Genomic DNA, 14,299 nt, shown 5'->3' on the forward strand with positions numbered 1-14,299 from the left:
GACTAAAAGTCCGCGCTACAATCCTACACCGCGTCCGACAGGCTGGTGAAGGTGAAATCCCGGATTTTGAGCGGTGGCACGAGGCTGCCGTTCAGGCGCACGGGCTTGCCCAGCGCCTCCAGGTTGTTCAGCATAATCACAGGGCTTTCGTTGAAGCGGAAGTTTTTCACCGGGAATTTGATGACGCCATTTTCGATGTAGAACGTCCCGTCCCGGGTCAGGCCGGTGTAGAGCAGCGTTTGCGGGTCGACGGCCCGAATGTAGTAGAGGCGCGTCACCAAAATTCCCTTGGCCGTGCCCTTGATGAGCTCGGCCGTGCTTTGGGTGCCGCCGGCCATAATCCAGCCGCCGGGGGGTGGGATGTCGGGCACGCCCGACTTCTGGGCCCAGAAGCGGGAGGTGTAGAGGTTTTTCACGATGCCCTTTTCCACCCATGTCACCTTCTGCTGCGGGCGGCCGTCGTTGGAGAAGGTCAGGTCGGGCACGTCGGGGTTGGTCGGGTCGGAGTAAATGGTGACACGCTCGTCGAAGACCTTTTCGCCTTTCTTGTTGCCGCCGCCTTTTTTGCTGAGGAAGCTGCGGCCCTCGTCGGCGTTGCGGGCGTCCATCGCGCCCATCATGTTGTTGAGCAAATCAATGGCGGCGGCCGGCTCCAGAATCACGGTGTATTTGCCCGGCTCAATGGCCTTCGCACCCACTGAGGAGGCTGCCTTGTCGGCCGCCACCCGCGTCAGGCGCGCCGCGTCGAACTTCGCCAAGTCGGTGTAGTTGGCAATGGCGTACCCCGAGCCGGTACCATCGGCGGTGCGCACGGTGATAGAAAAATCGATGCTGCTCACCTGCTGGTAAGCCTCCAACCCCTTGGAGTTGCGCTTGGCCACAAAGCCGGCCGAGTCATTAAAGAAACCGGCGGAGCTGAGCTTTTTCTGCTCGCACAGCGCCATGCTGCTCCCAATCTGCTCGGCCCTATAATCGGGCGTAATACCCGCTGTGCGCGCTGCAAACGAGCCCGGCGACGCCAGATACGTCTGCGGCCCCAGCAGCGGCACGTATTCCGGCGACTCCGGCGCGAGCCGCGCAATTTCCTCGGCCCGCTGCACGCATCGCCGTAGGCTAGCTTCATCAAACTCATTGCAAGTCGCAGTGCCACTGCGCTTACCGAAGCGAGATTGCACGGCCAGCGCCACATTCTCACTCGCGCCGGCGGTGCTGATGGAGTTGCGGGCCGAGCGCACATTGCCGCCGGTGTTGCCGTTGAGGGTGGCCTCGCACTCATCGGCGGTGCTGAAGCTGAGGACCTTTTTGAGTATCGTTTGGGCTTCGTCTTTGGAGAGAATGGCCATGAGGTTGAGTCGTTGAGTTGGGAGAACAAACTCCCCTCCTCAGTTGAGGAGGGGATGCTGGCGCGAAGCGGCAGCTGGGGTGGTGGCACCGCAGGGACCTCGTTGAACTATGCCCGAACGACTCATTGCTGCTTCGTGCGCAAGTCGTTCAACGAATTCAACCACCCCCGTCCGAGCCTGCGGCTCGAACATCCCCTCCTTGGTAAGGAGGGGAGTGACGTTCAGTTATCCGATTTTGCGGGCCGTATTAATCACGTTCACGCCATTAAACCGCGTGGTGCTACTGCCGTGGCTCACGGCCGAAACCTGGCTGGGCTGGCCCTTGCCATCGAAAAACGACCCGAAGAGGCGGTAGTCGGATTCGTCGCAAATCGCGGCGCAGGAGTTCCAGAATTCCTGGGTGTTGGCCTGGTAGGCCACGTCCTCAATCATGCCCGCAATCTGGCCTTTCTCGATGGCGTAAAACACCTGGCCGCCAAACTGGAAGTTGTAGCGCTGCTGGTCGATGGAGTAGGAGCCGCGCCCGGCGATGTATATGCCTTTGTCGACGTTTTTAATCATGTCATCGACGCTCATTTTGGCTTTGCCGGGCTGCAAACTCACATTGGGCATGCGCTGGAACTGCACCGAATCCCAGGAATCGGCGTAGCAGCAGCCGTCCGATTCGGTCTGGCCGACGATGTGGGCCTGGTCGCGGATTTTCTCATAATTGACCAGCGTGCCGTCCTTGATGAGGTCCCAGCGCTTGGTTTGCACGCCTTCGTCGTCGTAGCCCACCGCGCCCAGCGAGCCGGGCTGCAGCTTATCGGCCACGATGTTGACCAGCTTCGAGCCGTAGGGAATCTGCTTGGCTTTCCACTCCAAAGTCGCAAACGAAGTGCCCGCGTAGTTGGCCTCGTAGCCCAGCACGCGGTCGAGCTCCAGCGGGTGGCCGATGCTTTCGTGGATGGTGAGGCCGAGGTGGTTGGGGTCGAGCACGAGGTCGTACTTGCCGGCGGTTACCGATTTCGCGATGAGTTTTTCCTTGACTTGTTTGGCGGCCAGGGCGGCGTCTTCCAGCATGTCGTAGGAGTTGCGGTAGCCGATGAGTCCTGTTCCTGCGGCCCCCGGAATCTTGTCGGCGGCCTGGGGCGTGAGGTACTCGTAGCCAAGGCCCATGGGTGCGCTCAACGCATCGCGCGAGCGGAACTTGCCGCTGGCCCGGTCGATGCCCGTGACCGAAAACGTGGGCCAGATGCGGTGCACGTCCTGGTCGATGTAGGAGCCGTCGGTGCTGGCGAAATACTTCTGTTCGTTGATTTGGAAGAGCGAGGAGTTCACGAAGCTCGCGCCGTTGTCGGTGGCTTTCGCGTTGGCGGCCAGCAGCAATTCCACCTTCTGGGCCACGGGCACTTCGAAGGAATTCTGCTTGATGGGCGTGCGCCAGGTCACTTCGCCGTAGCCTTTTTGCGGGGCCAGCTGCACCTTTTCCTTCTGCACTTTCGAGTTGGCCTTGGCGATGGCTACGGCCAGCTGGGCGGCTTTGGCCAGGCCGGCTTCGGTCACGGTGTTGGTGGCGGCGAAGCCCCAGGTGCCGTTGGCCAGCACCCGCACGCCACAGCCGAAGCTCTCGCCGCTGGCGATGTTCTGCACCTGCTTTTCGCGGGTGAAGATGCTTTGGTTGAGGTAGCGGCCGATGCGGACATCGGCGTAGCTGGCCCCGGCGGCTTTGGCGGCGTTCAGGGCCGCGTCGGCGAGGCGTTTTTTCTGGGCCGGGTCGAGGCCAGGCTCCAGCAGGCGGGCGGCATCCACGGGCGTGCCGCCCAGGCTGGGGAAGCTGGGCAGGAAGAGGGCCCCGGCCGCCAGGCCGGACAGTCCCACAAAATCGCGTCTTTTCAAAAGAGAGTAGGGATTCGGGTGATAGGGAAAGCAGATTCGTAAAGATGGGACGAAATCTTAATGAGAAAGACAGGGATGCGAACGAAACGTTGCGTGCATAAGCAAAGGCCCGGCTTGAAATGCAAAAAGCCCCGACACCAAGTAGTGTCGGGGCTTTTTGCATTTCAAGCCGGGCCTTTGCTTACTTAGACGGCCGCCACGAGAGCGTCACGCCCGACGCGCCGTTGCCGAAGTAGGCCGGGGCCATGCCCACATCGCGGCCAATGGACTTGCGGCCCCAGCGGTTGCGGTGGCTCAAATAGGCTAAGTGAGCGGAGAGGATGCCGAAGCCCGCGCCGGCCACCACATCGGACTGCCAGTGCTTGTCGTTAATCATGCGCAGGGCCGCCACGCTGGTGGCAATGGTGTAGGCCCCAATGCCGTACCACTGGCTTTTGTCCCGAAACTCGGTGTGCACGATGCTGGCCGCCAGAAACGCCTGCGCCGTGTGCCCCGAGGGAAACGAGAGGTTATCCTGGCCGTTGGGCCGGGTTTCGTTGGCAATGTACTTCACCGCGAAGGTGCTGGCCAGCATAATGGCCTCGCCCTTGGCAATGATGAGCAGCGTGTTGATGCGGTCGTTGCGCGACTCCACGCCCGCCAGCGCCACGGCGCCCAGCTCCAGGTAGGGCAGGAAAATCACGGTGTTGTCAATCATCGTATTGACGGGCCGGAATTGCTTCTGCACAAACGTGCGGGCATCGTGGTTCACGCCCGCATCGCCCTGCGCCGTGATGGCCCCGTAGGTTATCAGCACCGCCGGGATGGCCACGGCTTTGAACAGCTTGCTTTTCAGAAATGGCTTATGAACAGCTGCCGGGATACCGCCGGGGTTCGCATATTTTTTGGTGGTGTCAGAAGGCGTGGGTTTTACCTGGGCCTGGGCCGGATGGATTGCCCCGAACAGCAGCATAGCGGCAGCGAAACGGGTAATTAGAAATGAGCGCATAATGTGAAAATTGTAGTCAGAGTGATTCCGAATTCGTTATTACGGGCTTGTTAACATAAACGTAACGGCAGATTCTAATTGAAATCTTAACTGATTGGCTATGCGTTTATTATTGCAATAAAAAAGTCCCCGCTGAATTGGCGGGGACTTTGGAATCTGTGCGAAATCTGTTGATTAAGGGGCTATTCCCAGCCGCCGCCCAGCGCCCGCACCAGCGCCACGCTGGCACCCAGCAAATTGCTCTGAGCCTGGGTGAGCAGCGTGGCCGCGTCGAGGGTCTGGCGGTCGGCGTCCACCACTTCGAAGTAGGTAGTGAGGCCGGCGCGGTACCGCTCCTTGGTGAGGGCGCTGGCCAGGCGGGCGGCGCGGTAGGCACGCTGGCGGGCTGCCACCTGGGCCTGGTACTGGCGCACGTCGGCCTGGCTGGTTTCCACTTCCTGAAACGCCCCGAGAGCAGCCTGCCGATAGTCAGCCACTAAGGCTTCCGATTCGGAGCGGGCCACCTGTTCGTTGGCGCGGTTGCGGCCACCGTTGAAGACGGGGATGCTCACGCCGCCGCCCACGTAGTAGGTGTAGTTGTCGCTGATGCGGGCCAGGTCGCCGATTTGGGCGCTTTGCGGACCGAGGTAACCGTTTAGCCGCACAGTGGGCAGGCGCGTGAGCTTGGCCACGTCCACCCGGGCGCTGGCGGCGGCGAGGCGGCGCTCGGCCTGCTGCAAATCGGGCCGGCGGGCCAGGAGGGAAGCAGGCAGCGAAGCCGGCACCACCGGCGCGGTGAGCGGCCCAGCCTGGGCCGGCACCGCGAACCCGCTGGCCGGCTGGCCCAGCACCGTGGCCAGCGAGGCTTCGAGGCCCAGGCGCTGGCGGCGGGTTTCGATGACGCTGGCGTCCACGTTGGCCAACTCAGTTTCGGCGCGGTGTACGGCAATCTCATTGTCGACACCGGCTTGGTAGCGGGCGCGGGTCAGTGCCAGGCTGTGCTCACGGTCGGTGCGGGCGGTATCAAGCACCAGCAGCTGCGCATCGAGCCCCCGAATGCCGAAATAGTAGGTCGCGGCATCGGCGGTGAGGGAAAGGAGTACGGTGCGGCGGTTGGCTTCCTGCACCTGCGCATCGGCCTCGGCAGCCCGGATGCTGCTGCGAATGCGGCCCCACACATCAAACTCGTAGCTGGCATTGATGGGGATGTAATACTGGGTCTGGACCACGCCCGCGTTGTTGGCGGCCACTGGAAACGGCAGTGGCCGCAACGCCGAAAGCCGCGAGCGGTATACTTGTGGGTCCACGGTCACCAGCGGCGAGCGATAGGAATTGGCCACGCGCACGTTGGCGCGGGCGCTTTCCACGCGGGCCAGGGCGGCTTGCAGGCTGAAATTCTGGGCGGTGGCCTGCTGTTCCAGCGTGTTCAGGCCAGCGTCGTTGAACAGCGTCCACCAGCTAGCGGGCGCGGGCGGGTTGTCCACCGTGGGCGGCGTGCTGCTGGCTACGGTGGCCGGTGGGGTGGCGGCGGTGAGGCTGTCGGCCGTGTTTTTCCAGGCGGCGGGCGTGGGCAGGCTGGGCGGCGCGTAGCTGGGCGGCCGCACGCAGCCGGCCAGCAGCGCAAGGAGAAGAAAAGGGGAGAGGCGGAGGGTCATTGCGGAGGGGCATTTCGCCCGGTCCGACCGCCCTAGGCAGTCCGACCGGTTGCCGTTGGGGCGGCATTGTTCTTACTTCAACCGGTCAGACCGCCTAGGGCGGTCGGACCGGAGCAACGGCATTACTTCACTGGCGACGACACCCGCGGGGCGTCCGGGTCGTTGGCACGGGGCTTGGCGGGCGGCGGGCCGGCGGGCTTGGCTGGCGGGGTGAAGGCTTTGGTTTGCACGGCCTGGCCTTCGACCAAGGTTTCCGCGGGGTTCAGCACCAGCAGCTCGCCTCCCTTCAGGCCTTGGGAGACTTCGAGTTGATTGCCAAAATCGCGGCCCGTGGTGATGGGCTGGTAGTGGATTTTGCCATCCTGCACGGTGGCTACGCGGCTGTCGGTACCGCCCGGAACCAGTGCGTTGGCCGGGATGATGACGCTGGGCGCGGTGCGCGGCAGGTAGAATTTTACCTGGGCGTAGGAGCCGGGGCGCAGTTCGCCGCGGGGGTTCGGAATCTGCACTTCGGTGAGCAGCGTGCGGGTGTTCGGGTCGAGGGCACCGGCATCGCGCACTACCTTGCCTTTGAAGGGCTTGCCCACAAACTCCGGTACCAGATAGTCAGCCGTCATCCCGCTCTTGATGGCTGGGGCGAAGTTCTGCGGCACCTGCACGTAGGCGCGCAGCTTCTCGGTCTGTTCAATTTTAAATAGTTGCGAGCCCGGTGCGTTGCTGCTGCTCACGAGGCTGCCCACTTCCACGTTACGCTGCGTGACGATGCCGCTGAACGGGGCCGTGACCCGGCGGAAACTCTGCTGCGCCAACAGTTGCTGTACGCCGGCCTGCTGGGCCGCGTACTGGGCTTTGGCCGCGTCCAGCTCCTGCTTGGAGATGGCACCGGGCAGCCCCACTCCGGCCAGGCGGTTGTAGCTGGTTTTGGCGAGCCCGAGGTTGGCGCGGGCTTCGGCCACCTGCTGGTCGAGCTCGGGCGTAGTCACTTCGGCCAGCACCTGTCCGGCCTTCACGCGCTGGCCGATGTCGGCGCTCCACGACTTCACGTAGCCGTTGGCGCGGGCAAACACGAAGGTTTCGCGCAGCGACTTGGTATCGGCCGGTAGCGTGACGGTGGTGGTGTCGGGCGCGGCTTTGGCGGGGGCCACGGTCACGGTCGGATTAGCGTCGATAACCTGTTTGGCTTCGGCGTCGCGGGCTTTTTCCTGCTTGTGGCGCGGCATATAGCCGAGCACAAACAAGCCGGCAAACACCACGAGGACAACAAGAATCAGCAGCCAGAACCGGCCGGAGCCGGAAGAATTAGAGTCGGACATTAGGCAAAAGAATCGGGGCGGAAAGCGGTGTTGAAAATGGAAGCAGGGAGGGCTAGGCCTGGGCCGTAGTTACCGGCTTCATCTTCTTCAGATAAGAGAACATAATCGGCACAAAAAACAGTGTCGTCACCGTAGCCAGCATGAGGCCGCCAATCACGGCGCGGCCCAGCGGGGCGTTCTGTTCGCCACCCTCGCCCATCCCCAACGACATGGGCAGCAGGCCGATAATCATGGCCAGGGCCGTCATCAGCACCGGGCGCAGGCGGGTGAAACCGGCATCCAGGGCAGCATCACGCGGACTCAAATCCGGCTCTTCCTCCCGCCGCTCATTGGCGAAGGTGACAAGCAGAATGGAGTTGGCCGTAGCCACACCAATGCACATAATAGCGCCCATCAAAGCCGGCACGCTGAGCGTGGTTTGCGTCACGAACAGCATCCACAGAATGCCCGCCAATGCGCCTGGCAAAGCGGTAATAATGATGAGCGGGTCCATCCAGCTCTGGAAGTTTACCACCATCAGCAGATACACTAATATGATAGCCCCGGCCAGCCCCAGGCCCAGCCCTGCGAAGGACGTGCGCATGGAATCGGCCTGTCCGCGCAGAGCCAGGGTGGTGCCTTTGGGCAATGTCTTCTCCGTGTCGGCCAGGATTTTACGGATGTCTTTGCTCACGCCGCCGAGGTCGCGTCCCGATACGCTGGCGTACACGTCCACGGTGCGCTGGATATTGTAATCTGATACCACGGCCAGCGCCTGGGAGCGGCGCACCGTGGCGAAGTTGCTCAGCAGCTGGGCCTGGGACTGGCCGGCTCCGGTCACGCCGATGTTGCCGACTTCATCGAGGGTGGAGAGGGCGCGGGGCGGCGTTTGCACGGCCACGGTGTAGCTCACGCCGGTGGTGGGGTTCAGCCACTGGTTGGGGCTGGTTTGGGTGCTGCTGCTCAGGTTCACAAGGACGTTGTTGGCGATGTCGCGCTGCGAGAGACCGGCCTCCTGGGCGCGCACCCGGTCGATGTCGAGGCGCAGCTGGGGCTGGTCGAAGGCCTGGTACACGAAGGCATCGACGAGGCCGGGAATCTTCACGATTTTCTCCTTGATTTCGCCGGCGATGCGCTGGTTTGCCATTTTGTCGCGGCCAATCACCTGAATGTCAATCGGGGCGGGCAGGCCGAAGTTCAGCGTCTGATTCACAATGTCAGCCGGCTGGAAGAAGATGGTCAGGTCCGGGTATTGCTTGTGCAGCTGGCGGCGGATTTCGTTGATGTACTCGCCGGTGGGGCCGTGCTCCTCCTTCATGCTCACCAGGATTTCGCCGTCGCCGGCCCCGATGGTCGGGTTGTCGCTCAGCAGCAGGTTGATGGGAATAACGGGCAGGCCGATGTTATCGAGCACGAGGTCCAGCTCATCGGCCGGAATCACCTGCCGAATCACATTTTCCACCTGCCGGAAACGCACTTCCGTTTCCTCCACCCGCGTGCCGGTGGGTACCCGTACGTGCAGGCGCAGCTGGCCGGCATCCACCGTCGGAAAGAAGTTCTGGCCGATGAGCGGGAATAGCCCCAGCGAGCCGATAAACAGCACCATGAACGCCAGAATGACCTTCGGGCGGTTGCTCAGCGCCCAGTCCAGTGCCCCGCCGTACACGGCGCGAAACTTCTCAAACTGGTGCTCAAAGCCCTTATGCAGCTTCCAGACCCAGGTTTGGGTGATGGCTTGGCCGGCTTCCCGCTCCGCATCGGTGATTTCGTCTTCGGCTTCTTCCTCGGGAGTGCCGCTGGGGTGGGCCTTCTCGTACTGCTCGCGCCGGATGATTTCCAGGTCGCGCTCAATCTTACTCACCGGCTTGCCATCGCGCTGATGCAGGCTGGGCAGGTCGGGTTCCTCCTGGGCGTGGTAGATGGGCAACTCTTTACGGAGCAGGTACATTACCAGCGTAGGCACCAGCGTCCGGCTGAGGATGTAGGAGGCCAGCATGGCGAAAATCACTGCCGTAGCCAGCGGCGCGAAGATGGCCGAAGCCACCCCGCCCAGGAAAAACACCGGCACAAACACAATGCAGATAGCCAGCGTAGCCACCAGCGCGGGCGTCGCAATCTGCTGAGCCCCATCGAGAATGCTGCGCTTGAGCAGCTTCTTCATGCCCATGTTGCGGTGGATGTTCTCGATTTCCACCGTCGCGTCATCCACCAGAATACCTACGGCGAGCGAGAGGCCGCCCAGCGTCATGATGTTCAGGGTTTGCCCCAGGATATTCATCATGATAATGCTGACCAGAATACTCAGCGGAATACTCGTGGCGATGATGAGCGTGGAGCGCCAGGAGCCCAGAAACAGCAGAATCATGAGGGCCGTAAGGGCCGCCGCGATGCAGGCTTCGATGATAACGCCCTTGATGCTGGCCCGCACGAAAAACGACTGATCGAACAAGAGCTTGATGTTCAGAGCCGGGGGGGCGTTGGCCTGGATGTTGGGCAGCGCCTTCTTGATTTTATCGATGATGTCGAGCGTGCTGGCCGCGCCGCTTTTCAGGATGGGGATAATGGCGGTGCGGCGGCCGTTCTGGCGCACGATGTTCGTTTGCACGGCCGCGCCCTCATGCACGAAGGCCACGTCGCGGATGTACGTCGTCGTGCCATTTACCGTCTTGATGGGCAGGTCGTTGAGCGTGGCAATGGCCTCGGGGCTGGAGTTCAGCTTCACGTCGTATTCCCGGTCGCCGATTTTGGCTGAGCCGGCCGGGATGATGAGGTTTTGGGCCAGCAGGGCCGTCACTACGTCGTTGCCGCTCAGGTTTTTGCCAGCCAGCTTGTCGGGGTCGAGGTCGACCATGATTTGCTTGGGCTTGCCGCCATTGGGCAGCAGCACCGACGCGCCCTGCACTACCGCCAGGCCGGGCCGGATGAAGGCGTTAGCCGCATCGAAAAGGTCCGACTCACCCAGCGTTTCGGAGCTGAGCGAAGTCTGGGCAATGGGCACGTTGGAGGCCGAGTAGCGGATGATGAGCGGCGGCGTGATGCCCTGGGGCAGCACCCGCAGCAGCGTCTGGGTGATGGCCGTGAGCTGGGCCACGCCGGCATCGGGGTTCGAGCCGGGCTGGAAGAACACCTTAATCAGGCCCACGCCCTTCAGGCTCTGGCTTTCCTGGTGCTCCACGTTGTTCACGGTGGTCGTGATGGCGCGCTCCACCGGGATGATGATGCGCTGGTTCATCTCCTCGGGCGAGATGCCGGAGTAGCCCCACACCACGCCCACCACCGGAATCGGAATGTCGGGGAAAATATCCACCGCCATCCGCTGAATGGTGAGGCCGCCTCCCACCAGAATGAGCAGCGCCATCACCACGAAGGTGTAGGGGCGCGCCAGCGCTAGTCTAACTATCCACATATCGTCGTTTTCTGCGTTCGCCGGTGCAGCGCATCGGCTGCAAGGGCTCTTAACTCCTCAGCGCGAGTTTTTGTTAAGATGATAGTGCAAAATTAACCCCCTCGCACCGCTGAAGCCGTTTTCATCGACAGGGAGGGGGTATTTTATCGACGGGGCTCCCGCATTTTCCAGACCGGGCGCTGCTACGCCGCCGGGGCCGCCAAAACGGGCTTTTCCGGCAACGTTTGCTGCTGGTAGGCGAGCCGCAACAGGCTGGGCAACACCATCAACAGCAGCGGCAGGGCCAGCAGCAGCCCGCCAATCACGGCAATGGCCAGCGGCTGGTGCAGCTGTGCGCCCGCCCCAATGCCCAGCGCCAGCGGAGACAGCGCCGCGATGGCCGACAGCGCCGTCATCAGCTTGGGCCGCAGGCGGGCGGCGATGGCGTAGCCCACGGCCTGCTCCACGGGCCGGCCTTCCTCCAGAATCTCGAAAAACTGCTGGAAGGTGAAGATGGCATTCTCGCCGATGATGCCTACCACCATGATGAGGCCAGTGTAGGAGCCCACGTTCAGCGGGGTGTTGGTGAGGAAGAGGGCTAGCGAGCCGCCGGCCGGCCCCAGCACGGAAATCAAAAGAATGAGCCCGGCCGCTTTCAAGTCCCGAAACAGAAACAGCGCCACCGCAAACACCAGCAAACACGCCGTGCCCAGAATGGTGAGCAGTTCCTGAAACGACTGCTGCTGCTCGGCATACGAGCCGCCGTACTGAATGAAGTAGCCGGGCGGCAGCGGCACTTCCTTGTCGAGCTTCTGGCGGATTTCGCTCATCGCGCCGCCCAGGTCGCGGCCGTCGAGGCGGGCGGTGACGGCCGTCATGGCTTGCAGGTTTTCGCGCTCCAGCTCAGCGTCGCCGACTGAGACGTTGACGGTGGCCAGCTCGTCGAGGCGGCGGCGCTGGCCGTTGGGCAGGAAGACCGGCTCGCCGCGCATCTGGGCCAGGTTGGCCTGGGCGGCGTTGGGGTATCGCATCCGGATGTTGAGGAGCTGCTCGCCTTCGAGCACGTTGCCGGCCGTGGTGCCGGCCAGCTGGGTTTGCAGCTGGGTCTGGAAATCAGTGGCGGTGAGGCCGTACTGGGCGAGGCGGCGCGGGTCGGGGCGCACGTCCACGCTGGGGCCCATGCGCACAATGCCGTCGAATACGTCGGCGGTGCCGGCCACGTCTTCTACTACTTTGGTCACCTGCTCGGCTAGGGCGTAGCGTTTGGTGGCATCGGGGCCGAAAACCTTGATTTCGATGGGCTGCACGGTGCTCATGAGGTCGCCCAGCATGTCGCCGATAACCTGGCCGAAGTCGATGGTGAGGGCCGGCTGGGTGGCTTCGATGCGTGTGCGGATGTCGGAGATGACTTCCTCGGTGGTGCGCTTGCGGTCGGTTTTGAGGCGGATGAGGTAGTCGCCCCGGTTGGGCTCGGTGATGAAGAAACCCATCTGGGTGCCGGTGCGGCGGGAGTAGCTGGCCACTTCCGGCACCTTCACAATGAGCTTTTCGGCCTGACGCAGCATGCGGTCGGTTTCCTCGATGCTGGTGCCGGGGGGGGAGTTGTAGTCGAGCACGATGGCCCCTTCGTCCATATCGGGCAGGAAGCCGGTGGCCAGGCGCGGGATGATGAGCACCATGCTGCCTATTAATAGGAGGATGCCGATGATGCTGTAGGCCGGGTGGCGGATGACAGCGCGGACCCAGGGGATTTCGTGGTGGGCGGCGTCGGCTTTAGGCCCTTCAACACCGCTGCCATCGACTGCCACTTTTGAAGGCGCGTCGATAGCATCAGCTTCTTTAGCTTCGGCCGGGGCGGCTTTGCCCTTCCGCGAGAGCAGCAGATAAATCACCGGTAGCCCCAGCCAGGCCACCAGGAAGGAGCACACCAGCGCCACCACCATCGTCGTGGCCAATACCTTGAAGTAGGCCCCCGCCACGCCGCCCAGCAGCGCGAATGGGAGGAAAATCACAATGGTGGAGAGGCTGGACCCCACCAGCGCGGGCAGCAGGTGGCCCACCGAGCGGCGCACCACCTCGCCGGGCGAGGCGTCGGGGTGCTCCTCGCCCACGCGGTGCAGCTGCTCCACCATCACCACGGCGTCGTCAATCATGAGGCCGATGGCGGCGGCGATGGCCCCCAGCGTCATGATATTAAAGGAGTAGCCGAGGCCGAAATACAGCACCGCGATGGTGAGCGCCAGTGCCACCGGAATGGCCCCGAGTATCGTCATGGTGGCGCGGAAGGAGCGCAGAAACAGCGCCGTCACTACGAGGGCCAGCGCTAGGCCAATCCAGAGCGCATCCTGTACCGACTTCACTACTTCGGCCACGAAATCGGCCTGGTCATAATAAGGAGCCATGCGTACGCCGCGCGGCAGGCCGGCTTTCAGGGCCGCTACCTTGGCCCGCACGCCGTCAGATACCTGCACCACGTTGGCATCGGGCTGGCGGAGGATGGAGACAAGCACGGCATCGGAGCCGTTGGCGTTGATGCGGGTGTACTCGGGCTGCTCGCCCAAGGTCACGGTGGCCACGTCGGCGAGGCGCACGATGCGGCGGCCGTCGTTGCGCAGCACCAGATTTTCGAGGTCTTCCTTCTCCACGATGGTGGCGTCCGTCACGGTCAGGTAGAGGCGGCGGTAGTCGCTGAGGTAGCCGTTGCTCTGCACGAAATTGGTTGCCGTCAGCGCTTTGGTCACGTCATCCGGCCCGAGGGCCAGGGCGGCCAGCTGGTCGGGCAGCAATTGTATCTGGTACTCCTTGGTGCGCCCGCCCTGCACCTGCACCGACGACACGCCATCGACCTGCGAGAGGAAGGGCTTGATGGTGTAGAGCGCGAGCTTGCGCAGCTCCAGCGCCGAGCGGCCCGGCGCTTCCAGCGTGTAGCCCATCACCGGCAGAATGGCGGGGTTCATGCGCTCCACCGAGATGTTGACGGTGGGGGGGAGGTCGCCCCGAATCTGGTTGAGGCGCGACTCGATGAGCGTCTGGCTTTTGGCCACGTCCACGTTCCAGTCCAGAAAGGCCGAGATTTCGCAGCTGCCCCGGCTGGTGGTGCTGCGCAGCAGCTTCAGCCCCGGCACCCGCTTGATGGCGTCTTCCATGGGCTTGGTCACGGTCACCATCATGCGGTCGACGGGCTGCAAGCCGTTCTCGGCAATCACCTTCACCTTTGGGAAGGTCACCTCCGGAAATAGGGCCACGTTGATGCGCCGGTAGGCCACCGTGCCCAGCGCCAGGGCCAGCGCAAGCAGCACCGCAATGGGCGCTTTGTAGGCTTGAAAGATGGAAGGACGCATGGGGGAGGCAGCTAAGTGAGTGAAATGCGCAACGAGCGGAAGGAAGCCCCGGCGGGGCGGCATGTCGGTAGTTAAATAGCGTCAATTGCGGTTGTTAAGCCCCGTAGGGGCGGCACTCGTCAGCCGAATGTCGCCCCTACGGGGCTTGGGCAGCATCGGCGGCGGGAGTTGCTACCGATATGCCGCCCCGCTGGGGCTCTCGCCAGTCGCGGGGGCTTCCCCGCCGGGCGCGGGGGCTCCCCCGGTGAGCGCGGGGACTCCCCCGCCGGGCGCGGGGACTCCCCCGGTGAGCGCGGGGACTCCCCCGGTGAGCGCGGGGACTCCCCCGGTGGGAGCGGGGACTCCCCCGGTGAGCGCGGGGGCTTCCCCGTTGACGGCGGGGAGTCCCCCGCCGGCAGCGGGGAACTCCCCGCCGTCAACGGGGAGCGCATCGCCAGC

The 14,299-nt window shown here is 63.3% G+C and carries 7 protein-coding genes; all 7 read right to left on the reverse strand.

Annotation, left to right across the window (positions count from 1 at the left end):
• Positions 1 to 23: 23 nt before the first annotated feature.
• Complete coding sequence (locus AAFH49_RS02150) at positions 24 to 1,343, reverse strand: TldD/PmbA family protein (protein ID WP_342295645.1); 1,320 nt, start codon at positions 1,341 to 1,343, stop codon at positions 24 to 26.
• A gap of 225 nt (positions 1,344 to 1,568) precedes the next feature.
• Positions 1,569 to 3,221, reverse strand: coding sequence for a TldD/PmbA family protein (locus AAFH49_RS02155; protein ID WP_342295647.1), 1,653 nt, complete (start codon positions 3,219 to 3,221; stop codon positions 1,569 to 1,571).
• A gap of 181 nt (positions 3,222 to 3,402) precedes the next feature.
• On the reverse strand, positions 3,403 to 4,209 hold the full coding sequence (locus AAFH49_RS02160) for a phosphatase PAP2 family protein (protein ID WP_342295649.1): 807 nt from the start codon (positions 4,207 to 4,209) through the stop codon (positions 3,403 to 3,405).
• Between the two features lie 182 nt (positions 4,210 to 4,391).
• Positions 4,392 to 5,843 carry an efflux transporter outer membrane subunit gene (locus AAFH49_RS02165; RefSeq protein WP_342295651.1) on the reverse strand — a complete coding sequence of 484 codons (1,452 nt, stop codon included), beginning with the start codon at positions 5,841 to 5,843 and terminating at the stop codon, positions 4,392 to 4,394.
• Positions 5,844 to 5,965: 122 nt separating this feature from the next.
• Positions 5,966 to 7,156 carry an efflux RND transporter periplasmic adaptor subunit gene (locus AAFH49_RS02170; protein WP_342295652.1) on the reverse strand — a complete coding sequence of 397 codons (1,191 nt, stop codon included), beginning with the start codon at positions 7,154 to 7,156 and terminating at the stop codon, positions 5,966 to 5,968.
• A 52-nt stretch (positions 7,157 to 7,208) separates the two neighbouring features.
• Complete coding sequence (locus tag AAFH49_RS02175) at positions 7,209 to 10,541, reverse strand: efflux RND transporter permease subunit (protein ID WP_342295653.1); 3,333 nt, start codon at positions 10,539 to 10,541, stop codon at positions 7,209 to 7,211.
• A 182-nt stretch (positions 10,542 to 10,723) separates the two neighbouring features.
• Positions 10,724 to 13,861, reverse strand: coding sequence for an efflux RND transporter permease subunit (locus AAFH49_RS02180; RefSeq protein WP_342295655.1), 3,138 nt, complete (start codon positions 13,859 to 13,861; stop codon positions 10,724 to 10,726).
• Positions 13,862 to 14,299: the final 438 nt, after the last annotated feature.

The organism is Hymenobacter segetis (assembly GCF_038448715.1).
Taxonomy (GTDB): domain Bacteria; phylum Bacteroidota; class Bacteroidia; order Cytophagales; family Hymenobacteraceae; genus Hymenobacter; species Hymenobacter segetis.

Bases quoted from the DNA above. Each gene is read 5' to 3' on its own strand.
- AAFH49_RS02165 (WP_342295651.1), bottom strand. From the start codon at position 5,843: ATGACCCTCCGCCTCTCCCCTTTTCTTCTCCTTGCGCTGCTGGCCGGC.
- AAFH49_RS02150 (WP_342295645.1), bottom strand. From the start codon at position 1,343: ATGGCCATTCTCTCCAAAGACGAAGCCCAAACGATACTCAAAAAGGTC.
- AAFH49_RS02170 (WP_342295652.1), bottom strand. From the start codon at position 7,156: ATGTCCGACTCTAATTCTTCCGGCTCCGGCCGGTTCTGGCTGCTGATT.
- AAFH49_RS02180 (WP_342295655.1), bottom strand. From the start codon at position 13,861: ATGCGTCCTTCCATCTTTCAAGCCTACAAAGCGCCCATTGCGGTGCTG.
- AAFH49_RS02175 (WP_342295653.1), bottom strand. From the start codon at position 10,541: ATGTGGATAGTTAGACTAGCGCTGGCGCGCCCCTACACCTTCGTGGTG.
- AAFH49_RS02160 (WP_342295649.1), bottom strand. From the start codon at position 4,209: ATGCGCTCATTTCTAATTACCCGTTTCGCTGCCGCTATGCTGCTGTTC.